General features: G+C 75.9%; 16 protein-coding genes and 3 pseudogenes. 13 read left to right on the forward strand and 6 right to left on the reverse strand.

Annotated features, from left to right (window positions below; genetic code table 11):
- Positions 1-56 precede the first annotated feature (56 nt).
- Both AB0J86_RS10665 and AB0J86_RS10670 read left to right on the forward strand, forming a co-directional pair.
- A complete protein-coding gene (locus AB0J86_RS10665; RefSeq protein WP_363855681.1) occupies positions 57-1,841 on the forward strand; it encodes an ABC transporter ATP-binding protein in 1,785 nt (594 codons plus the stop codon).
- Positions 1,842-1,995: 154 nt separating this feature from the next.
- Entirely contained in the window at positions 1,996-3,276 is a 1,281-nt protein-coding gene (locus AB0J86_RS10670) for a low temperature requirement protein A (protein WP_363855683.1), read from the forward strand.
- Here the strand turns inward: AB0J86_RS10670 and AB0J86_RS10675 are convergent.
- The 3 genes from AB0J86_RS10675 to AB0J86_RS10685 form a co-directional block, all read right to left on the reverse strand.
- Entirely contained in the window at positions 3,273-3,899 is a 627-nt protein-coding gene (locus AB0J86_RS10675; RefSeq protein ID WP_363855685.1) for a TetR family transcriptional regulator, read from the reverse strand. The two genes, AB0J86_RS10670 and AB0J86_RS10675, sit on opposite strands and share 4 nt — an antisense overlap.
- Positions 3,900-4,030: 131 nt before the next feature.
- Positions 4,031-4,786 carry an ABC transporter permease gene (locus tag AB0J86_RS10680; protein WP_363855686.1) on the reverse strand — a complete coding sequence of 252 codons (756 nt, stop codon included), beginning with the start codon at positions 4,784-4,786 and terminating at the stop codon, positions 4,031-4,033.
- Positions 4,783-5,553, reverse strand: coding sequence for an ABC transporter ATP-binding protein (locus AB0J86_RS10685; protein ID WP_363855688.1), 771 nt, complete (start codon positions 5,551-5,553; stop codon positions 4,783-4,785). Before AB0J86_RS10685 ends, AB0J86_RS10680 begins: the two co-directional genes overlap by 4 nt.
- Before the next feature lie 235 nt (positions 5,554-5,788).
- On the opposite strand from AB0J86_RS10685, the gene AB0J86_RS10690 reads away from it, so the two are divergent.
- The 4 genes from AB0J86_RS10690 (at position 5,789) to AB0J86_RS10705 (ending at position 8,914) form a co-directional block, all read left to right on the forward strand.
- On the forward strand, positions 5,789-6,157 hold the full coding sequence (locus AB0J86_RS10690) for a MerR family transcriptional regulator (protein WP_363855690.1): 369 nt from the start codon (positions 5,789-5,791) through the stop codon (positions 6,155-6,157).
- Positions 6,158-6,270: 113 nt separating this feature from the next.
- The gene (gene hisI / locus AB0J86_RS10695; RefSeq protein WP_363855692.1) at positions 6,271-6,732 is read left to right on the forward strand and encodes a phosphoribosyl-AMP cyclohydrolase; all 462 of its coding nucleotides are present in this window, start codon (positions 6,271-6,273) and stop codon (positions 6,730-6,732) included.
- Positions 6,729-8,285 carry an anthranilate synthase component I gene (locus AB0J86_RS10700; RefSeq protein ID WP_363855696.1) on the forward strand — a complete coding sequence of 519 codons (1,557 nt, stop codon included), beginning with the start codon at positions 6,729-6,731 and terminating at the stop codon, positions 8,283-8,285. Before hisI ends, AB0J86_RS10700 begins: the two co-directional genes overlap by 4 nt.
- The gene (locus tag AB0J86_RS10705; protein ID WP_363855697.1) at positions 8,282-8,914 is read left to right on the forward strand and encodes a Trp biosynthesis-associated membrane protein; all 633 of its coding nucleotides are present in this window, start codon (positions 8,282-8,284) and stop codon (positions 8,912-8,914) included. Before AB0J86_RS10700 ends, AB0J86_RS10705 begins: the two co-directional genes overlap by 4 nt.
- 167 nt (positions 8,915-9,081) lie before the next feature.
- On the opposite strand, the pseudogene AB0J86_RS10710 reads toward AB0J86_RS10705, so the two are convergent.
- Positions 9,082-9,318, reverse strand: a pseudogene (locus tag AB0J86_RS10710) (hypothetical protein); the annotation flags it as partial.
- A 723-nt stretch (positions 9,319-10,041) separates the two neighbouring features.
- Here AB0J86_RS10710 and trpC point away from each other — a divergent pair.
- The 3 genes from trpC to trpA are packed head-to-tail and all read left to right on the forward strand — an operon-like array spanning position 10,042 to position 12,910.
- Positions 10,042-10,845 (forward strand): indole-3-glycerol phosphate synthase TrpC, encoded by an 804-nt coding sequence (gene trpC, locus AB0J86_RS10715; protein WP_363855804.1) that lies wholly within the window; start codon positions 10,042-10,044, stop codon positions 10,843-10,845.
- Positions 10,842-12,080, forward strand: a complete 1,239-nt coding sequence (trpB, locus tag AB0J86_RS10720; protein ID WP_363855699.1) for a tryptophan synthase subunit beta — start codon at positions 10,842-10,844, stop codon at positions 12,078-12,080. Before trpC ends, trpB begins: the two co-directional genes overlap by 4 nt.
- A complete protein-coding gene (gene trpA, locus AB0J86_RS10725; protein WP_363855700.1) occupies positions 12,077-12,910 on the forward strand; it encodes a tryptophan synthase subunit alpha in 834 nt (277 codons plus the stop codon). Before trpB ends, trpA begins: the two co-directional genes overlap by 4 nt.
- A 63-nt stretch (positions 12,911-12,973) precedes the next feature.
- Here the strand turns inward: trpA and AB0J86_RS10730 are convergent, their stop codons facing one another.
- Positions 12,974-13,546, reverse strand: coding sequence for an NUDIX hydrolase (locus AB0J86_RS10730; RefSeq protein WP_363855702.1), 573 nt, complete (start codon positions 13,544-13,546; stop codon positions 12,974-12,976).
- Between the two features lie 105 nt (positions 13,547-13,651).
- Here AB0J86_RS10730 and lgt point away from each other — a divergent pair.
- The 4 genes and pseudogenes from lgt to AB0J86_RS10750 all read left to right on the forward strand — a co-directional run.
- Positions 13,652-14,794, forward strand: a pseudogene (lgt, locus tag AB0J86_RS10735) (prolipoprotein diacylglyceryl transferase); the annotation flags it as partial.
- 305 nt (positions 14,795-15,099) lie between these two features.
- On the forward strand, positions 15,100-16,299 hold the full coding sequence (locus tag AB0J86_RS10740; protein ID WP_363855704.1) for an NAD(P)/FAD-dependent oxidoreductase: 1,200 nt from the start codon (positions 15,100-15,102) through the stop codon (positions 16,297-16,299).
- A gap of 647 nt (positions 16,300-16,946) precedes the next feature.
- Positions 16,947-17,192: pseudogene (locus tag AB0J86_RS10745) on the forward strand (BTAD domain-containing putative transcriptional regulator); the annotation flags it as partial.
- A gap of 238 nt (positions 17,193-17,430) precedes the next feature.
- On the forward strand, positions 17,431-19,929 hold the full coding sequence (locus AB0J86_RS10750) for an AAA family ATPase (protein ID WP_363855812.1): 2,499 nt from the start codon (positions 17,431-17,433) through the stop codon (positions 19,927-19,929).
- Positions 19,930-20,029: 100 nt separating this feature from the next.
- Here the strand turns inward: AB0J86_RS10750 and AB0J86_RS10755 are convergent, their stop codons facing one another.
- Positions 20,030-20,875 (reverse strand): GNAT family N-acetyltransferase, encoded by an 846-nt coding sequence (locus tag AB0J86_RS10755; RefSeq protein ID WP_363855706.1) that lies wholly within the window; start codon positions 20,873-20,875, stop codon positions 20,030-20,032.
- Between the last annotated feature and the right edge of the window lie 94 nt (positions 20,876-20,969).

Below are 20,969 nucleotides of genomic sequence, written 5' to 3' on the forward strand. Positions count from 1 at the left end.
CGGGAACTAGAGGCCGAGCGGGACCTGGCCGTGGAGAACGAAGAGGTGCAGACCGCGTGAGCGCCGCAGTGGAGACGTCCGAAGCCGCCGAGGGGACCTGGCGCACGCTGCGCCGCGGCCTGGCGCTCTCGCCCGAACTGCGTACCGGCCTGGCCGGCACGCTGGGGCTGGCCCTGGTGTCGATGATCGGCCGGGCCGCCGTACCGGTCGCCGTCCAGCAGGGCATCGACCACGGCCTGACCGTGCCCGGCGGCCCGGACCTCGGCGTGGTCGGCGGCGTGGTGGCGTTCACCGCCGCGGTGCTGGTGGTGACCACCCTCTGCGGGTACCTGATGATGCGGCGGCTCTTCACGGTCAGCGAGACCGCGCTGGCCGGTGTGCGCGTCCGCGCGTTCCGGCACGTGCACGACCTGTCGATGCTGCACCAGCAGTCGGAGCGGCGCGGCTCCCTGGTCTCCCGGGTGACCAGCGACGTCGACCAGATCACCCAGTTCCTCCAGTGGGGCGGGGTGATCCTGCTGGTGAACCTGGGCCAGCTGGCCGTCACCACCGTCGTGATGGCCGTCTACTCCTGGCAGCTCACCCTGGTGGTCTTCGCGGCGTTCGCGCCCGCCATCGTGGTGATCCGGCTGCTCCAGCGCCGGCTCGCCGGTGCGTACGCGACGGTGCGGCGCCGGATGGGCGCCCTGCTCGGCACGATCGCCGAGAGCGTCGTCGGGGCTCCGGTGATCCGGGCGTACGGGGTCTCGGCCCGGACGGCGGCCCGCCTCGACGAGGCCATCGAGGCGCAGCGCAGCGCCCAGCAGCGCTCGATCCTGATCAGCGTCTTCGGCTCCGCCACCGGGGAACTCGCCGCCGGCCTGGCGCTGGCCTGCGTGGTCGGGATCGGTGTCTGGCTCGGCGTCGGCGGCGAACTGACGGTGGGGCAGCTCACCGCGTTCGTCTTCCTGGTCTCGCTCTTCATCCAGCCCGTGCAGATCGCCACCGAGGTGCTGAACGAGGCACAGAACGCGATCGCCGGCTGGCGCCGGGTGCTCGACGTACTGGACCTGGCCCCGGACGTGGCGGACCCGGGCGAGCAGGGCGTCGACCTGCCGGCCGGCCCGCTGGACGTGCGCTTCACCCACGTCGACTTCGCCTATCCGGGCGGCCCCCGGGTGCTGGCGGACGTCACCGTCGACATCCCGGCCAAGAGCCGGATCGCGGTGGTGGGGGAGACCGGCAGCGGCAAGACCACCTTCGCCAAGCTGCTCACCCGGCTGATGGACCCGACCGCCGGAACGGTGCTGCTCTCCGGCGTACCGCTGGAGCGGGTCCGCTTCGCCTCGCTGCGCTCCCGGGTGGTGATGGTGCCGCAGGACGGCTTCATGTTCGACTCGACGGTGGCGGAGAACGTCCGGTTCGGGCGGCCGGGGATGACCGACGAGGAGCTGGAGCACGCCTTCGTCGAACTCGGCCTGGCCGACTGGGTGGCCGGGCTGCCGCAGGGACTGCGTACCCCGGTCGGGGAGCGCGGCGAGGCGCTGAGCGTGGGGGAGCGGCAGCTGGTCGCGCTGGCCCGGGCGTACGTGGCCGACCCCGACCTGCTCCTGCTCGACGAGGCGACCAGCGCGGTCGACCCGGCCACCGAGGTGCGCCTGCAACGCACCCTGGACGCGGTGACCCGGGGCCGGACCACGGTGGCGATCGCGCACCGGCTCTCGACCGCGCAGGCCGCCGACGAGGTGATCGTGGTGGACAAGGGCCGGATCGTGCAGCGCGGCCCGCACGACGAGCTGGTCCGCGACCCGTCCTCCGTCTACGGCCTGCTCTACGCCTCCTGGCTGGAGCAGACCCGCTGACCGCGCGGGCCGGCCGCCGGGGCTCGCCCCGGCGGATCGCCGTGTTCCGGCCGCACGGGCCGCCGCGGTTTGGTTCACTGGGCAGGACGCCGACATTCCGGTCAGTGCGGACGGTTCACCCGCGAGTGGCCGCGGCGCGGGGCGGGGCTCATCGATGACGGAAACGGGCGCGGGCCGGCTGCTGCGCAACCCGGAGGCACCAGCGCGGGCGACCCTGCTGGAACTGCTCTACGACGTCGTCTACGTCGCCGCGCTCGCCCTGCTCTCGATGCGCCTGGCCGGCCAGGTGACCCTGCCGGGCGCGGTCCACTCGTTGCTGCTGCTCATGGCCATCTGGTGGACCTGGTCGGTGACCACCATCCTGACCGACTTCTACGATCCCGGACGTCCCTTCATCCAACTGGTCGTCGGCACCACGATGGTCGGGGTCGTACTGATGACGGCCGCGCTGCCGACCGCCTTCGACGGTCACGGGGTGCTCTTCGCCTCCGCGTACGTGGCCATCCACTTCGTACGCGGGATCCTGCTGGTCAGCGCGTTGCGCGGGCACGAGGCCCAGGCCCGTGCGGCCCGGTTCCTCTTCTGGTTCATGGTCTCGGGGGTGGCCTGGATCGGCGGTGGTCTCGCCGGCGGGACGGCGCGGGCCTGGCTCTGGGCGCTCGCCCTGCTGATCGACTACGTCTCCAGCGGCCTCCGCTACCCGACGCCGTTCATCGGCCGGGTGCCGCTGGCCCAGTACGACAAGGGCAGCGAGCACCTCGGCGAGCGGTACCAGCAGTTCGTCATCCTGGCGTTGGGCGACATGGTGCTGGTCCCGACGCTGCGGCTGCGCGACAGCGGGTTCGCCGGGGCGCGGATCGTCGCGTTCCTGGCGGCGTTCGCCACCACCCTGCTGCTCTGGCAGATCTACGTCTACCGGGCGGGCGCCTTCCTGCGGACGGCGATCACCCGGTCGCCGGCGCGGGCCACCCGCTGGGCGGCCTACACCCACCTGATCATGGTGGCCGGGATCGTCGCCACCGCGGCCGGCTTCGAGGTCGTCCTGAAGACCCCCACCGTGACGACCGCGACCGGCTGGATCGGCCTGATCATGGGCGGGCCCGCGCTCTTCCTGGTCGGCCGGATGACCTTCGAGTACGAGGTCTTCGGCCGCGTCCCGTGGTCCCGGCTCGGCTGGCTGGTGGTGCTGGTCGGTGTGGGGCCGCTGATGGTGCTGGTGCCGTCGGTGGCGGTCACGGTGATCACCGCCCTGATCCTGCTCGGCATCGCCATCTCCGACGTGGTGGTACACGACCTGGCGGGGCGGTGGCGGCGGCGCCAGCGGTCCCGGCAGCGGCCGGAGGCCGGCTCCGGCCGGCCCAAACGGGTACGGCCGCAGGGCGACGGCGGGCGCCGGGGCGCGGCCGGCGGACCGACGAAGCCCGAGGGCCCCTAGTCGCCGATCTTGGAGCTGTGGTGGGCGGTGTCGGGGAGGGCGCCGGTGAGGTAGCGCTGCACGGTCGGGCCGACCGTCGCCACCACCGTCTCCGCCGGCGCGGAGGCCAACGGCTCCAGCCGCAGCACGTACCGCGCCATCGCCAGCCCGAGCAGCTGCGAGGCGACCAGCGAGGTACGCAGCGGCGCCTCGTCGGGCGGCAGCTCCAGCTGGCTCATCGCCCGCCGCAGTATCTGGGTGACCAGGAACTCGCGCATCAGCCGGGCGGTCCACTCGTTGCTGACCGCCGAGCGCAGCAGCGCCACGCCCGCGGTGCCGAACGGCGAGTCCCAGACGCCGAGGAAGAGCCGGATCAGTCGTTCGCCGACCCGGTCGGGCCCCTCGGCGAAGACCTGCGGCAGCATCTCCCGGGGGTCGAACGGTGCGTCGATGGTGGCGAGGAAGAGCTGGTCCTTCGTGCCGAAGTAGTGGTGGACCAGCGCCGGGTCCACCCCGGCGCCGGTCGCTATCGAGCGGATCGAGGCGCCGTCGAAGCCCCGTTCGGCGAACGCCTCCCGGGCCGCCGCGAGGATCGCCTCCCTGGTGTCGGGGTTGCCGGGGCGCCGTCCGCTCCGTCGTGCCATCGCCGTCCTTCGTCTCGCTGTTCCGCCCCGGCCGGGGCCGTGTTCCAGCCGGTGCGTCGCCCTCGGCCGGTGCCTCACCCGGTGCGTCGCCCTCGGCCGGTGCCTCAGCCGGTGCGCCGTCCTCAGCCGGCTCAGCCGGTGCGCCGCCGCAGGGTGGCCGCGGCGAGCACGAGGGCCACCACCACCGCCCCGGCGACCACGGCGAGGTCCCGCCACATCAGCCCGGTCGGCTCCGGATGCGCCCCGACCTCCTGCAGCGCCTCGACCGCGTACGACAGCGGCAGCACGTCGCTGACCACCCGCAGCCAGTCCGCCATCTGGTCGCGCGCCACGAAGAGGCCGCAGAGCAGGATCTGCGGGACCACCACGACCGGCATGAACTGTACGGCCTGGAACTCGGTCCGGGCGAAGGCACTGCAGAAGAGCCCGAGCGCCACGCCCAGGACCGCGTTGACCACGGCGATCACGATCACCAGTCCGGTGCTGCCCGCCGTCTCCAGCCCGAAGAGCAGGTACGCGACCGTCGCCGCCACGGCGGCCTGGACCGCCGCCGCGAGGCCGAACGCGATGCCGTACCCGAAGAGGAGGTCGAGCCGGCTCAGCGGGGTGGTCAGCAGCCGCTCCAGGGTGCCGGTGGTCCGCTCGCGGAGCATGGCGATGCTCGTCACCAGGAACATCACCACGAACGGGAAGACGCCGAGCATGACCAGTGCCACCCGGTCGAAGGGGTTCGGCTGCCCGGGCGGGGTCGGCAGGTCGGCGAACATGAAGTAGAGCAGGGTCAGCAGCAGGGCCGGCACCACCACCAGCAGGGCGACGGTACGCCGGTCGTGGCGGAGCTGGCGCAGGATGCGGCCGGTGGTGGCCGCCAGGATCCGCGGGTTCATCGGGCCGCCCTCCCGGCCGAGGCGCCGGCGCCGGCCGGGCCGCCGGCGGTCGCCGCCGCCTCCCGGTCCCGGATCAGCCGCAGGAACGCCTGCTCCAGGTCGTCCGTGCCGGCCGCGGCGCGTACCGCGGCCGGGGTGTCGTCGGCGATCAGCCGGCCCTCGCGGATCAGCAGCAGCCGGTCGCAGCGGCCCGCCTCGTCCATCACGTGACTGGAGACGACCAGGGTGGTGCCGGCCGCGGCCATCGCGTGGAACTTCTCCCACAGGTCGGCCCGGAGCACCGGATCCTGCCCGACCGTCGGCTCGTCGAGGATGACCAGCTCGGGCCGGCCGATGATGGCGCAGGCCAGCGACGCCCGGCTGCGCTGGCCGCCGGAGAGGGTACCGACGAGTTGCCCGGCCGCGTCCGCGAGCCCGACGTCGGCCACCGCCCGGTCGGCCTCGGCGGCGCGTAGGCCGTACAGCGCCGCGAAGTAGCGGGCGTTCTCCCGCACGGTGAGGTCGGCGTAGACGCTGGGCGACTGGGTGAGGTAGCCGAGCTTGCGCCGCAGCGGCGCGGAGCCGGCGGGCGCGCCGAGCACGGTGACCGTGCCGCCGGCGACGGTCTGCACGCCCACGATGGCGCGCATCAGGGTGGTCTTGCCGCTGCCGCTGGGGCCCAGCAGCCCGGTGACCGTGCCGCTGGGGATGTCGCAGCTGATGCCGTGCAGCACCCGGCGCCGGCCGCGCTCGACGACGAGGTCGCGGACCTCGATCGCGGTGTCCATGTGCCCTCCCGGAGGAAATTCATCGCCTGATGAACTCAACGCTAGATGAAATCTTGCCGGCGGGCAACGGGGACGTGACGGTAGGTGCCGCGGGACGGCGGGTGTCCGGTCCTGACGGGACAGCGGGTGTCGGCGGGTGGCCGTGGGACGGCGGGTATCGGCGATCGTGGATGGCGATTGACAGCGACCCGGCCCGGGCTGCCACTCTCGTAGGGTGGATACGCGCCTGGACGAAATGACATGGACCGTGGGCGAGGCCGCCGAGCGGGTCGGCCTCACCGCCTACACGCTGCGCTGGTACGAGCAGGAGGGGCTGGTCTCGCCGGTCGGACGCGACTCGGCCGGCCGGCGGCGGTACACCCAGCAGGACCTCGACTGGCTGGTACTGCTCACCCGGCTGCGCCGCACCGGAATGCCGGTGCGCGACATGCGCCGCTACGCGGAGTTCGCCCGCCAGGGCGATCACACCCTCCGTGCCCGGATCGCGCTCTTCGAGGAGCACCGGGCCCGGGTCCTGGCCCGGATGGCCGAGCTGGAGCAGGACCTGGCGGTGCTCGACTACAAGATCACGGCGTACGCGAAGCGCGCGGCCGAGCGGCCGTGAGGATCGAGGCCGGGCGGCCACGGCCGCGCCGGCCGGCCCGCCCGCCCCGCGTGACGCGTTCCGCACCGGGGGCCTTTCCGCTTCCCGGGCCGCGTGCGGAACAATCGAGCACTGTGTCCGCACCCGACCTGACCGCAGCCGGCCCGGCCGCCGCGCCCGTACCCGGCCCGGCCCGGCCCTCCGCGCTCGATCCGCAGCTCGCCGCCCGGCTCCGCCGTACCGCGGACGGCCTGGTCGCCGCGGTGGTCCGCCAGCACGACTCGGGCGAGGTGCTGATGGTCGCCTGGATGGACGACGAGGCGCTGCACCGCACCCTGACCACGGGCCGGGCCACCTACTGGTCGCGCAGCCGGCAGGAGTACTGGGTCAAGGGCGCCACCTCCGGGCACCACCAGTACGTCCGGTCGGTCGCCCTGGACTGCGACGGGGACGCGGTGCTCGTCAGCGTCGACCAGGTCGGGCCGGCCTGCCACACCGGCCGGCGGAGCTGCTTCTCGGAGGAGCTGCCGGTCACCGGTCGGCTGGAGCGGCCGGAGGAGACGGCCGCGCACGGAGGAAGTGGGGAGACGGCATGACCACGGGCGCGGTCAGCCCCGACGAGGCAGGCTTCCGCGAGCTGGCCGACCGGCACCGGGTGGTACCGGTCACCCGACGCCTGCTCGCCGACGGGGAGACCCCGGTCGGCGTCTACCGCAAGCTCGCCGGCGGGCCCGGCACCTTCCTGCTCGAATCCGCGGAACAGGGCGCCGGCCCTGCCGGCATCGCCTGGTCGCGGTACTCCTTCGTGGGGGTGCGCAGCAGCGCCACCCTGGTCGAGCGGGACGGCACCGCCCACTGGCTCGGCGAACCGCCGGCCGGGCTGCCGCACACCGGCGACCCGGTCGAGGTGCTGCGGGCCACCGTGGCGGCCCTCGCCGGCCCGGCCGGCGGCGGGCTCGGCGGAAGCGCGCCGCCGCTGACCGGCGGCATGGTCGGCTACCTCGGCTACGACCTGGTCCGCCGGTTCGAGCGGCTGCCCGAGCTGACCGAGGACGACCTCGGCGTGCCCGAGCTCGGCATGATGCTCGCCACCGACCTGGTCGTCCTCGACCACTTCGAGGGCTCGGCGATCCTGGTCGCGAACGCGGTCCTGCCGCCGCCGGACGAGCCGGACCGCGACGCCCGGGTGCGCGCCGCGTACCACCAGGCCGTCGGCCGGCTCGACGCGATGACCACCGCGCTCTCCCGCCCGAACCCGCCGATGGTCTCGACGTTCGACCGCTCCCCGCTCGGCGAGGTCGTCAGCCGTACCCCGGAGGGGGAGTACCCGAAGGCGGTCGAGTCGGCCAAGGAGGCGATCCGGGCCGGCGAGTGCTTCCAGATCGTGCTCTCCCAGCGGTTCGAGCGGCCGACCACGGCCGATCCGCTCGACGTCTACCGGGTGCTGCGCACCACCAACCCCAGCCCCTACATGTACCTGCTGCGCTTCGACGGGTTCGACATCGTCGGTTCCTCGCCCGAGGCGCACCTCAAGGTCACCAGCACGGCGCGGGGGGAGCGGCGGGCCATGCTGCATCCCATCGCCGGTACCCGCCCCCGCGGCGGCACCCCGGCCGAGGACGCCCGGCTCGCCGCCGAGCTGATCGCCGACCCGAAGGAGCGCGCCGAGCACGTGATGCTGGTCGACCTCGGCCGCAACGACCTGGGCCGGGTCTGCCGCCCGGGCACGGTCGAGGTGCCGCAGTTCGCCATGATCGAGCGCTACAGCCACGTCATGCACATCGTCTCGACGGTGGTCGGCACGCTGCGCGAGGACCGCACCGCCTTCGACGCCCTGGCCGCCACGTTCCCGGCCGGCACCCTCTCCGGCGCGCCGAAGGTACGCGCCATGGAGATCATCGAGGAGCTGGAGCCGACCCGGCGCGGCCCGTACGGCGGGACCGTCGGGTACTTCGGCTTCGCGGGAGACATGGACATGGCCATCGCGATCCGTACCGCCCTGATCCGTCCCGGCCGGGCCTACGTGCAGGCCGGGGCCGGCATCGTCGCCGACTCCGACCCCGCCGCCGAGGACCGGGAGACCCGCAGCAAGGCGGCGGCGGTACTCGCCGCGATCGCGGCGGCCGAGACACTGCGGGCCGCCCGATGACCGCCGGCGGCGCCGTGGCCGCGGGCGTGCCGGGGTCGGACGCGCGCCGTACCGCCCGCCGGGCGCTGACGTACGCCGTGCTCTGCTGCCTCGCCGGGGCCGCCCTGGCGCTCTACGCCGCGACCCGGGTCTGGCTGGTCGAGCTGACCGAGCGCCCGGCGCCGCTGCCGGTCCTGCGCGACGCCCGTACCGGCGGGGAACTGCTGCCCTGGCTGCCCGCGCTGGCGCTGGTGGGGCTGGCCGGCGGCGGGGCCGTGCTGGCCACCCGGGCCACCGCCCGCCGGCTGGTCGGCCTGCTCCTGCTGCTGGTGGCGCTCGGCGTCGCCGCCGGCGGGGCGTACGGCGTGCTGGCGCTGGACCGGGGCGACGGGAGCGCCGCCTGGCCGCTGCTCTGCGCGCTCGGCGGGCTCGTGGCGACCGCGGGCGCCGCCCTGACCGCCGTACGGGGACAGCGCTGGCCGACGATGGGCGCGCGCTACGAGCGCCCCGCGACGTCGGCGGCGGCGCCCCGACCGGCCGAGGGCGCGTCGGCGGGGCGCGACACGCGGCTCGACGCCCGGCGGACGGTGGCCGCCTGGGACGCGCTGGACCGGGGCGAGGACCCCACGGTCGGCGACCCGGAGCCGTAACGGGAGCCGTCCCGCGCGCCGGAGCGGGCGGCGCGGGCGCTGGGACGCCGCGCGGCGGGTCAGGCCGTGGCGGCCGCCGGAGCCGGGGCGCCGGCCGACGGCGTGCCGGTCGCAGCCGGGGCCGGCGCGGTGCCGGTCGCGGGCACGGCCGGGATCGACGACTCGGTGGTGGGACGGGCCGGCTCGCTGACGAGCGAGGCGACCAGCCGCCGGATCTCCTCCCGCTGCCGGGCGCGGTCCCGGTCCGCGCAGACCGCCTCCCAGGCGTTGCCCCGGGCGGTGCGGATCCGGGCGTCGCCGACGACCGCCCGCTCCACCGTGTGGACGACGCCGACGGCCATGGAGGCGACCGCCCGGGAGATGGTGGTGAGATCGATGGTCGAGCCGCGCTCGGTAACGCTCATGGTCATCCCCGCCTGAGAAGGTCGATCCGGCTGCTCCGCGCGGTGCGCCCGGCCGGCGCGTCGCCGGCCACGGTTCGCGGCCCCGGCCGCGAGACCCGTCGCCGGCGGAGGCTCCGCCGACCAGTCTGCCCGATGCCGATGGTGCCTAGTGGGTGTTTCACGCCGGTGACTCCCGCGTCAACTGGACGGTTCGGGGCGTCGGACGCTCACTCCCGCAGCCCTCATCAGGCAACACGCCGTCCGCGCCGCGCTTTCCCGCCGGGGCGCCGGGCCTCACTTGAGTTGCGTCACAGCGTTCCAGGTCACAGCGTGGCCGCCTGGCCCGGACCCGGCCGCGCGACCCGCCGCCGGAAGCCCGCCCGGTCGGCGGCCCGGTCGGGCGGCGGCGGCCCCCCCGGCCCGGAGACGATGGCGCGGTCGGGGCGGCGGCCCGGTCGGGCGGCGGCCCCCCGGCCCGGAGACGATGGCGCGGTCGGGGCGGCGGCCCGCGTGGCGGTTGAATATGATCGATGGCAGGCCGGTGGCGCTGCGTGATCTGTCGCTCACAAGAGGTCCGTCATTATGCACCAGCCCATCTCGTGAGGCGCGCCATACCCCCGACACCTGCCGCTTCGCGCCGCCCCCTAGCATCGGCCCATGACACCCGGAGAGGGGAGTCCGTTGGTGACTGCAGATCACGCGTATGCGGAGGGGGACGAGCCAGGTCCGGCGCCGTCCGCGAACGTGCTCGACGAGATTCTCGCCGGGGTGCGGGAGGACGTCGAGCGTCGGCAGGAGCGCGTCTCACTGGAGGAGATCCGGGAGCTGGCCGCCGCCGCGCCCCCGCCCCTGGACGCGTATGCCGCGCTGCGCCGCGCCGGCGTCGCGGTGATCGCCGAGGTCAAGCGCTCCTCGCCGTCGAAGGGGCCGCTCGCGGAGATCGCCGATCCGGCCGAGCTGGCCGGCGACTACGCGGCCGGTGGGGCCCGCTGCATCAGCGTGCTGACCGAGGGGCGCTGGTTCGGCGGCTCGCTGGAGGACCTCGCCGCCGTCCGGGCCGCGGTGAACATCCCGATCCTGCGCAAGGACTTCGTCGTCTCCAGTTACCAGGTGCACGAGGCCCGGGCCCACGGCGCCGACATGGTGCTGTTGATCGTCGCGGCGCTGGAGCAGAACGTCCTGGTCGGCCTGCTGGAGCGGATCGAGTCGCTCGGCATGACCGCGCTGGTCGAGGTGCACGACGAGGAGGAGGCCGACCGGGCGCTGGAGGCGGGCGCGCAGGTGATCGGGGTCAACGCCCGCAACCTGCGCACGCTGGAGGTGGACCGGTCCGTCTTCGAGCGGATCGCGCCCGGGCTCCCCAGCAGCGTGGTCAAGATCGCCGAGTCCGGCGTACGGGGACCGCACGACCTGATCCGGTACGCCTCGGCCGGCGCGGACGCGGTGCTGGTCGGCGAGGGCCTGGTCACCCAGAAGAGTCCCCGCGAGGCGGTGGCCGAACTGGTCAACGCCGGCAACCACCCCGCCACCCCGAGGCCGGTCCGATGAGCCCCACCCCGTCCGCCCTGCTCCCCGACACCGGCGGCCACTTCGGCCGGTACGGCGGTCGCTTCGTCCCCGAGGCGCTGGTCGCGGCCCTGGACGAACTCGACGCGGCGTACCGGCACGCCTGGGCCGACGAGTCGTTCCGGGCCGAGTTCGACGCGCTGCTGCGCGAGTACGCCGGCCTGCCGTCGCTGCTCTACCGCGCCGACCGGCTCTCCGCCCAGCTCGGCGCGCGGATCCTGCTCAAGCGGGAGGACCTCAACCACACCGGGGCGCACAAGGTACGCAACGTGCTCGGGCAGGCCCTGCTGACCAAGCGGATGGGCAAGCCCCGGGTGATCGCCGAGACCGGCGCCGGGCAGCACGGCGTCGCCAGTGCCACGGCCGCGGCCCTGTTCGACCTCGAATGTGTCGTCTACATGGGCGAGCTGGACACCCAGCGGCAGGCGCTCAACGTGGCCCGGATGCGGATGCTCGGCGCCACCGTGATCCCGGTACGCAACGGCTCGCGCACCCTCAAGGACGCGATGAACGAGGCGATGCGCGACTGGGTCACCAACGTCGACCGGACGCACTACCTGATCGGTACCGCCGCCGGACCGCACCCGTTCCCGGCGATGGTCCGCGACTTCGTCAGCGGCATCGGCATCGAGGCGCGCCAGCAGTGCCTGGACGCCACCGGCGCGCTGCCGGACGCGGTCGCCGCCTGCGTGGGCGGCGGCTCCAACGCGATCGGCATCTTCCACGCCTTCGTGCCCGACGAGGGGGTACGCCTCTACGGCTTCGAGGCCGGCGGCGACGGCGTCACCACCGGGCGGCACGCGGCCAGCATCACCGGCGGCTCCTCCGGGGTGCTGCACGGCGCCCGCACCTACGTGCTCCAGGACGAGGACGGGCAGACGCTGGAGTCGCACTCGATCTCGGCCGGGCTGGACTACCCCGGCGTCGGACCCGAGCACGCCTGGCTCGCCGACAGCGGCCGGGCGCGGTACCTGCCGGTCACCGACGCCGAGGCGATGGCCGCGTTCCAGCTGCTCTGCCGCACCGAGGGGATCATCCCGGCGATCGAGAGCGCGCACGCCCTGGCCGGGGCCATCAACATCATCCCGGCGCTCACCGAGGAGCTCGGGCGCGAGCCCACCATCGTGGTGAACCTCTCCGGCCGCGGCGACAAGGACGTGCACACCGCCGGGGCGTACTTCGGCATTCTCGACGAGCGCGGCGAGGAGCTGCCATGAGCGAGGGCGGGCAGAGCATCCGGGTGGCCTTCGAGAAGGCGCGCGCCGAGGGGCGGGCGCTGCTGGTCGGCTGCATGCCGGCCGGGTTCCCCACGGTCGAGGGCAGCATCGCGGCAATGACCGCGATGGTCGAGGCCGGCGTCGACGTGATCGAGGTGGAGATCCCGTACTCCGACCCGGTGATGGACGGGCCGGTGATCCAGAAGGCCAGCGACCTGGCCCTGGCCGGCGGCGTACGGACCCGGGACACGCTGCGCATCATCGAGGCGGTCGCCCGCACCGGCGCCCCCGTGGTCACCATGACCTACTGGAACCCGATCGAGCGGTACGGCGTCGACGCGTTCGCGCGGGACCTCGCCGCCGCGGGCGGGACCGGGCTGATCACGCCCGACCTGATCCCGGAGGAGGCGGACGAGTGGCTCGCCGCCTCGGACGCGTACCGGCTGGACCGCACGTTCCTGGTCTCGCCCTCCTCGACCGACGCCCGGATCGCGCTCACCGTCGAGCACTGCCGGGGCTTCGTCTACGCCACCGCCCTGATGGGCGTGACCGGGGCGCGCGAGCAGATTTCGCAGGCCGCGCCGACGCTGGTCGGGCGGGTGCGGGCCGCGACGGAGCTGCCGGTGGGGGTGGGGCTCGGCGTCGGCACGGGCGCACAGGCGGCGGCCGTGGCCGGCTACGCCGACGGCGTCATCGTCGGCAGCGCCCTGATCCGGTGCCTGCTGGAGGCGCCGGACTCCGCCAGCGGGCTGGCCGCGTTGCGCGCGCTCAGCGCCGAGCTGGCCGCGGGCGTACGCGCCCCGCGCGGCCAGGCGTTGACCGCCGTCTGACGGGTCGCGAGGCGTTGACCCCGGCCCGACGTCTCGGCGAGGCGTTGACCGCCGGCTGACGCGTCAGCCGGCGGCGACGAGCCGGTCCTGCCCGGCGCCGTTCTCGACGGAGCCGCTCGGCCCGACGATGCGGGCCGGCTCGACCGCCTCGGGCAGCTCGGGCTCCGCGTCGCGGCGCACGTCGCGCAGCATGCCGGAGCGGCCGGCGACGGCGTCGGCGATGGCGGCCCGGGTGATCGGCGTCATCGGTTCGGGCAGGTCGTCCGGGTCGTGCCAGGAGAGCCGGCAGATCCGGCCGGGTGCGTTGACGGCCGCCTCGCCGATGCGGGTGCGGCCCCGGAAGACGTGCACCAGCACGTCCGGCAGCGGCGCGGGCCGCCCCGGGCCGGCCGGTCGGCGTACCGGTGGCTGCCCGTCGCCGGTGAGCTGGTAGATCCCCACCAGGTCGAGGATGTCCGTTTCCATACTGGTTTCCTCGCGGATGTCCCGAATCGCCGCGTGCACCGGGCTCTCCGCGGGCCTGATCTTGCCGCCGGGCAGTCCCCAGCGTCGGTGTCCCTGACTTTGCTGGCAGAGCAGCACGCGACCGGCTTCGTCGGTGACCACCGCCGCGACCGCGAATGTGAGCTGGTTCATAGACAAAGAGCCTACGCCCACCCAAACGTGTAGTCAGCCGGGCGCGAAACCCCAAACTGGACCGGGGTGCCACGAGTACGGGGTGCGACGGTAGCCTTTGCACCCGTGACCCTCGCCTCGCTGTCCCCCCAGGCGGCCCTGCCCAGCCCCAGCACCGCCGTGTGGCAACTCGGGCCGGTCCCGATCCGGGCCTACGCGCTCTGCATCGTGCTCGGCATCATCGTCGCCGCCGTGGTCACCGAGTACCGGCTGCGCCGTCGCGGGGTCGCTCCCGGCGCCGTGCTCGACATCGCCGTCTGGGCGGTGCCGGCCGGGATCATCGGCGCCCGGATCTACCACGTGATCACCTCGCCGCAGGCGTACTTCGGCGCCGGCGGCGACCCGGTCCGGGCGTTCTACATCTGGGAGGGTGGCCTCGGCATCTGGGGCGCGGTGGCCGGCGGGGCGTTCGGCGCCTGGCTCGCCGCCCGGCAACTCGGCCTCCCGCTCAGCGTCATCGCCGACGCGCTCGCCCCCGGACTCCCGCTCGCGCAGGCGGTCGGCAGGTTCGGCAACTGGTTCAACAACGAGCTGTTCGGCGGCCGGACCACCCTGCCCTGGGGGCTGGAGGTCCACCGGATGGACGAGACCAACCCCGGGCACGCGCTGCGCGACCCGGACGGCAACCCGGTCCTGCTGCCCGGCCTCTACCACCCGACGTTCGCGTACGAGGCGATCTGGAACGTCGGCGTGGCGCTCCTGGTCTACCTGGCCGACCGGCGGTTCCGCTTCGGCCGGGGCCGCGCCTTCGCGCTCTACGTGATGGGCTACACGGCCGGGCGGTTCTGGATCGAGCTGATGCGTACCGACGAGGCGAACCACATCCTCGGGCTGCGGCTCAACGTCTGGACCGCGATCGTGGTCTTCGCCGCGGCGCTGGTCTACTTCCTGCGGGTCCGCGGCCCGCGCGAGTACGTGGTACCGGCCGGCGCCCCGGTCGCCGGCGCGGGGCCGGCCGTCGGCGAGGCGGCGGGCGCGGCCGAGGCCGGCGCCGCCGGCACCCCCTCCGGCGCCGCCGCCCCGTCCGCCCCGGACAACGCCGGCTCGGGCGGTCCCGTCTCGCAGGTCGACGTCTCCCGCCGTACCGCCACCGCCGCCGCGGAGCCGGCCGGATACCGCGTCGTCACCGAGGAGCAGTACCTGGCCTTCCAGCGCACCGGCGAGGTGCCGGCCGAGCCCGGGGCGGAGGCGGGCGACGCCGCCGCCGAGGCCACCCCCACCGAGGCCGACCCGGTCGGGGAGACCGGGCGCGCCCAGGCGCGGGCCACCGGCGACTCGGGCGAGCCGGCCGGCTCGCCCGACCTGCTCGACGACTTCGCCGACGACGAGATCGACGACACCGACGTCCCGGGTGCCGAGGACGCCGCCGACGAGGACCCGGACGCCCCGGAGGGCGGCCGGCGGGCCACGGCGAACGGCGGTACGGCCGGCGCCGCCGAGGCCGGCAGCCCGGCGGGACGCACCGGTGCCACCACGCCCGGCACCGACCGGGAATGAGCGGGGGAGCCGCGGCGATGCGTACGGCTGTGGTGGTGGGCGCCGGCATCGGCGGGCTGGCGGTGGCGGGCGCCCTGGCCCGGACCGGCTGGCAGGTGACGCTGCTCGAACGGGGCGACCGGGTACGCGCCGAGCGCACCGCCCTGATCCTGTGGCCGAACGGCGTACGGGCGCTGCGCGCGCTCGACCTCGGCGCGGGGCTGGACGCGATCGCCACCCCGCTGCCGGACACCGGGATACGCCGGCCCGACGGGCACTGGCTGGTGCAGCCGCGACCCGCGCCACCCGGGCGCGCGCCCGTGGTGGTGCACCGCGAGGATCTGCACGACACGCTGGTGGCCGGCCTCGGCGACCGGGTGGAGATCCGTACCGGGGTGCTCGTGCGCAGCGTGCGGGCCGAGGGCGGCGACCGCCCGGCGGTGGGCGACGGGCGCACCACCTTCGAGGCGGATCTCGTGGTGGCCGCCGACGGCATCGACAGCGCGGTGCGCCGCCGGCTCGCCCCCGAGTCCGCCGTGGTCAGCTCCGGTTGCGCCGCCTGGCGCGCGGTCATCCCCTGGTACCGTGCGCCCCGGCTGCGGCCGGACCAGCCGATCGGCGGCGAGGCCCTCGGCGCCGGCTACCGCTTCGTCGCGGCCTCGCTCGGCGACCGCGGCTCCTCGGGCGGCTCGACCCGGGGCGGCATCTACTGGGTGGCGACCGCGGCCGGCGCCTCCCGGCCGGAGTCGGCGGAGACCCAGCTCACCCTGCTGCGCCGCTGGTACGCCAACTGGCCGGCGCCGATCGGCGACCTGCTCGCCGCGACCGAGCCCGACGACCTGGTGCAACAGGAGGTACGGGAGCTGCGCCCGCTGCCCCGGGAGTACGGCTTCCCCACCGGTACCGGCGGGTTCGTGCTGCTCGGCGACTCCGCCCACGCGATGCCGCACCACCTGGGCCAGGGCGCCTGCCTGGCCTTGGAGGACGCGGCCACGCTCCAGTCGCTGGTGCGGGAGGCGATCCCCGGTCCGGCGCTGCGCGCGGCGGTCGAGTCGTACAGCCGGCTGCGCCGGCCCCGGACGGCCACCGTGGTCCGGCAGACCCGGCGGATGTCCGCCGTCCTGCAGGCCCGCGGCCGGCTGGCGCTGCGGGCGCGCGACGCCGCGCTGGGGCAGATCACCCCCCGGCTGCTCGGCAGCGCGGCCAGCGCCGCCGCGCAGTGGCAGCCGCCCGCCTGACCCGGGCCGCCCCGCCCGCCTGACGCGGGCCGCCCCGCTCGCGTCAGCCGGGCCGCCCCGCTCGCGTCAGCCGGGCCGCCCCGCTCGCGTCAGCCGGGCCGCCCCGCTCGCGTCAGCCGGGCCGCCAGCCGGGCGGCCGTCCAGCCGGTGCGGCTGCCCGATCGGCCGTACCGGTCTCCGACGATCTGCCGTTCGCACTGGTCAGACGGGCCGCAACCGGCACGAAAGGCTCGCCCGTTCGCGGCCGTCACTCGGCCCGAAGGGGGGTGACCGGGCGCGCGCGGGCCGAGCAGACTACCTGCGTACGCAGCCGAGCAGCGCAGAGGTGGCACGTGTCCGATCAGCCGACCGGGACGGGCCGGAGGGCCCCGGTACCCTGCCGCCTGCGGGTGCTCGGTCCGGTGGCGCTGACCGGCCCCGCCGGTCCGGTCGAGCTGCCGGAGCCGGCCCGCGACCTGCTCGGCCTGCTCGGACTGCGCGCCGGGGAGCCGGTACCCGCCGAGTGGCTGCGCCAGGCGCTCGTCCCGCCGCCGCCCGGGATCCCCGAGCGGGTACGCGAACTCGCCGACCGGCTGGCCGACGCCGACCTGCCTGGCGTACTGGAGATCCGGCCGGACGGCGCCCTGCTGCGCCTGCCCGCCGCGGCGGTGGACGCCCTGCGCTTCGGGCGGCTGCTGGACCGGGCCCGGCGACGGGTGGCCGCCGGCGAGCCCGCGCGGGCCGAGGAGCTGTTCGCCGTCGCGCTGGAGCTGTGGCCCGAACCGGTCCGGCAACCCCTCGGCGCCTGCCCCTCCCGGCTCGGCGGCTGGGCCGCCGCGGCGGCGCGGCAACTCGTGCAGCTGCGTGCCGTGGCGGTGGAGGAGCGGTGGGAGTGCGCGCTGGACCTGGCCGCCGCCGCGCACACGGCGGCCGGTGGCCCGGTGGCCGACCGCGCGGTGGTGGCGGCCGGCATGGCCGGGGCGCGCTCGGCCGCGACCGCCGTCGCGGAGCTGCGCGCGGCGGTGGCCCGCCATCCGCTCCGCGCCCGACTCTGGGAGTTGCTGCTGGTCGCGACGTACCTCAGCGCGGGTCGCGGTCCCGCCGTCGAGGTCGAGCGGCGGGGCCCGGGCGGTCTTCGCCGACCGGCTCGGTGTGGCCCCGGGCGAGCGGCTGTGCCGGCTCGCCGAGGCGGCCCGGCGCGGGGACCTGGCGGACCGGTGGCGCGCCGACCTGCCGGACCGGTGGCTGGCGCGGCCGGCGGACCGCCGGCCACGGCCCCTCGCCGCCCCGGGCGTTCCCGCCCCGGCCACGCCCCGGGACCCGCTCGCGGCGGCCGGGAACCCGCTCGGGGCCGGGGTTCCCGGGGCACCCGTGGGGCCGGTGACCCGGCCACCGGTGCCGCTGACCCCGCTGCTGGGCCGGGACGAACTGCTCGCCGACGTGCGGCGCCGGCTCGCGACGGACCGGCTGGTCACGCTCACCGGCCCGGGTGGCGCCGGCAAGACCCGCCTCGCCCTGGCGCTGGCCCACGGGTACGCCACCGGGCCCGGCCGCCCCGCTCCCGTCGCCGGGGACGTCCGGGAGGTCTGGTTCGTCGACCTGAGCGCTGTCGAGAGCCCGGTACGCGTGCCGGAGGCGCTCGCCGCCCCGCTGGGCGTACGGCCGGAGCCGGGCGGTGACCTGGTCGAGGCGCTGACCGGCGCGATCGGCGCCGCCCGGGTGCTGCTGGTGCTGGACAACTGCGAGCACGTGCTGACCGGCTGTGCGGAGCTGGCCGGCCGGCTGCTCGCCGCCTGCCCCGGGCTGCGGGTGCTGGCGACCAGCCGGAGCGCGCTGCGGCTGCCCGGCGAGACGGTGGTCGCGGTGCCGACGCTCGGCACGCCGGCGCCGGGTGCCCGCCACACCATCGCGGAGCTGACCGCCCATCCGGCGACCCGGCTCTTCCTCGACCGGGCCCGGGCCCGCTCCGGCCGCCCGCTCGCCGAGGGCGAGGCCGGCGCCGTCGCGCGGATCTGCGCCGAGCTGGACGGCCTGCCGCTCGCCATCGAGCTGGCCGCCGCCCGGGTGCCGCTGCTGGGGCCCGGGGAGATCCTCGACCGGCTGCGGGCCGATCCGCGCCTGCTGCGCAGCCCCGACCCGACCGTGCCGAGCCGGCACCGTACGCTCGCCGCCGCCGTGGAGTCGAGCGTGGAGCAGCTCGGCCCGCACGCCCGTACCCTCTTCGAGCGGCTCGGGGCGGTCGCGGCCGGCTTCGACGCCGACGCGGCCCGGGCGCTGGTCGGCCCCGCGGGCCCGGACGCCCTCGCCGAACTGCTGGCCGCGTCGCTGGTCGAGGTGGACCCGGGGCCCGTGGTGCCGGGTACCGAGCCGGCGCCGGCCCGGTACCGGATGCTGATGCCGATCCGCCGGCACGCGCTGGCCCGGCTCGCCGAGGGCGGCGGCGAGGTGGTGGCCCGGCAGGCGCACGCCTGGTACTGCCTGGCACTGGCCGAGCGGGCGGATCCGTGGCTGCGTGGCGCCGGACGCGAACACTGGCTGCACCGGCTGCGCGTCGAGGCGGCGAACCTGCGCGCGGCGATGCGGTGGTTGGCCGAGGCGGGCGCCGGCGGGTCCTGCCACGGGGACCTGCGGCTGGCCGCCGCGCTGACCACGTACTGCCGGCTGGAGGGCAACTACCGCCAGGGGTACGCCTGGCTGGCGGAGGCGCTGGCCCGGCACCCGGGCGCCCCGGCGGCGCTGCGGGCGCGGGCCGGCACCGGGGCGGCGCTGCTGGCGATGCTGCTCTGCGACTATCCGGCGGCGGCCGACCACGCGCGGGCGGCGCGGGCGGCCTGCCGCGAGGCCGGGGACCGCCGGGGCGAGGCGCGGTTGGAGCTGGTCCTCGGCTCGGTGGCCCGCGAACGCGCCCGCTACGCGGAGTCCGCCGCGCACCTCGCGATCGCGGCGGCGCTCTTCGCCGAGTGCGGCGACGAGTGGGACGAGTTGCAGGTGCTGCTGATGCGGGGGTTCACCGCCTGGCTCGCCGGGGACCTGGACCGGGCCGAGTCGCGGCTGCGCTCGGGCCTGCGCCGGTGCGTACGGCTCGCCGACGGCGAGGCGGAGGCGACCGCGTTGATGCACCTCGGCGCGGTGGCGCTGTACCGGGGCGACGCCGACGGGGCGACCTCCCTGCTCGACGTGGCGTTGCAGCGGTACGCGGCGCTCGGCTTCCCCGAGGGGGTCGGCTGGGCGCACAACCTGCGCGGGCTGCTGGAGCTGCGGGCGCGGCGGCCGGACCGGGCGGCGGCGCACCTGTCGGTGAGCCTGGCCACCCACCGCGAGGTCGGCGACCGGTGGCGCACCGCCAGCGTGCTGGAGGCGATGGCCGAGCTGGCCCGGCTGGAGCGGCGGCCGGTCCGCGCCGCCAGGCTGCTCGGCGCGGCGGCCCGGATCCGGGACGAGATCGGCGCGCCGGTGCCCGACTGCGAGCGCCCGGAGACCGGGGCGACCGGCCAGGCGCTCCGGTCGGAGTTGGGCGCGGACGCCTTCGAGGCCGCGCACCGGTACGGGCGGGAGGCGACCCTGGACGCGCTGCTCGCCGAGGCGTTCCCGGCCGATCCGTACCCGGACGGCGCGCCCGGGCCGGCGCCCGCGCTGCCCCTCGGACGCTGACCGCCCCCGATGACGGCGCGGCGGCGCCACCATTGGCGCGGCGGTGCCGCCTGCGGCATGCCCCCGCCGCCGGCGATCCGCGGCCGGTGCGGCGGGTGCGTCAGGCGGTGACGGCGCCCGGCTCGGCGATGCAGGCGGTACCGACCCGGCGGAAGCCGACGCGCGCGTAGACCTGGGCCACGTCGTCGCTGGCGGCGGAGAGGAAGACCACCTCGACGCCGTCGTCGAGCAACCGCCGGGCCAGCGCGACCGTGACCGCCGCGCCGAGCCCCCGGCGCCGCGCGGCGGGCAGCGTCGCCACGCCCGCGATCTCGGCGACGTCGCCGACCCGCATCGCCATCCCGCCGGCCAGCGCGCCCCGCTCGGGCGACTCGGCCAGCGCCGAGACGCGCAGACCGGCCAGGCCGCGCGAACGCTCCTCGGCCAGCATGGCCGGGGCGATCTCGACGAGGGCGGCGTCGCGCGCGGCGGGTCCGGCGTCGCCGACCGTGGTGCCCGCCGCGCCGAAGCCGACCGTGGCGACGGCCCGCCGGACGGCGAGGTCGGCCGGGAACGTCTCGGCGGCCGGGTCCAGGATCCGTACCGGCACCTTGGTGACCGCGGCGAGGTCCGGCAGCGCGGCCGGGTCGAGCACCATCAGCGGCGCCTGGAGCACCGAGAGGCCCGCGGACCGGGCGACCGGCAGCAGTTCCGGGGTGAGGTCGTGCACCCACTCGAACGCCTCGGGCAGGCCGAGTTCCCGCTGCCGCTCCCGGACGGCGAGGACGTCGGCGGCCGAGGGTGGCTCCGGCGCGCCGTGGCGCGGGCGGGCGTAGAACGACCAGCCGGCACCATCCCGGACGAAAAGCGTCAGACCGCCGTACTCCTCGGGATGCGCCACATCGCGCGGGAGCGCATCGTAAAAGTGTTCCAACCGGTCGAGGAGGGAACGTATGTCGTCGGTCACCGCGCGAGACTACAACGTCTCAGATCCTGGAAGTGTGATCAATCTGGACTGGTGGAGTCGGGTGAGCCCTAACGTAGACTAAAGGACCCAGCAG

The organism is Micromonospora sp. NPDC049559 (assembly GCF_040676675.1).
In the GTDB taxonomy this organism is placed as follows: Bacteria; Actinomycetota; Actinomycetes; order Mycobacteriales; family Micromonosporaceae; genus JBFAPK01.

Coding starts and splice junctions, on each gene's coding strand:
- AB0J86_RS10730 (WP_363855702.1), bottom strand. CDS start 13,546: ATGAACCAGCTCACATTCGCGGTCGCGGCGGTGGTCACCGACGAAGCC.
- AB0J86_RS10700 (WP_363855696.1), top strand. CDS start 6,729: ATGACCACGGGCGCGGTCAGCCCCGACGAGGCAGGCTTCCGCGAGCTG.
- AB0J86_RS10670 (WP_363855683.1), top strand. CDS start 1,996: ATGACGGAAACGGGCGCGGGCCGGCTGCTGCGCAACCCGGAGGCACCA.
- AB0J86_RS10740 (WP_363855704.1), top strand. CDS start 15,100: ATGCGTACGGCTGTGGTGGTGGGCGCCGGCATCGGCGGGCTGGCGGTG.
- AB0J86_RS10675 (WP_363855685.1), bottom strand. CDS start 3,899: ATGGCACGACGGAGCGGACGGCGCCCCGGCAACCCCGACACCAGGGAG.
- trpA (WP_363855700.1), top strand. CDS start 12,077: ATGAGCGAGGGCGGGCAGAGCATCCGGGTGGCCTTCGAGAAGGCGCGC.
- AB0J86_RS10685 (WP_363855688.1), bottom strand. CDS start 5,553: ATGGACACCGCGATCGAGGTCCGCGACCTCGTCGTCGAGCGCGGCCGG.
- AB0J86_RS10705 (WP_363855697.1), top strand. CDS start 8,282: ATGACCGCCGGCGGCGCCGTGGCCGCGGGCGTGCCGGGGTCGGACGCG.
- trpB (WP_363855699.1), top strand. CDS start 10,842: ATGAGCCCCACCCCGTCCGCCCTGCTCCCCGACACCGGCGGCCACTTC.
- AB0J86_RS10680 (WP_363855686.1), bottom strand. CDS start 4,786: ATGAACCCGCGGATCCTGGCGGCCACCACCGGCCGCATCCTGCGCCAG.
- AB0J86_RS10690 (WP_363855690.1), top strand. CDS start 5,789: ATGACATGGACCGTGGGCGAGGCCGCCGAGCGGGTCGGCCTCACCGCC.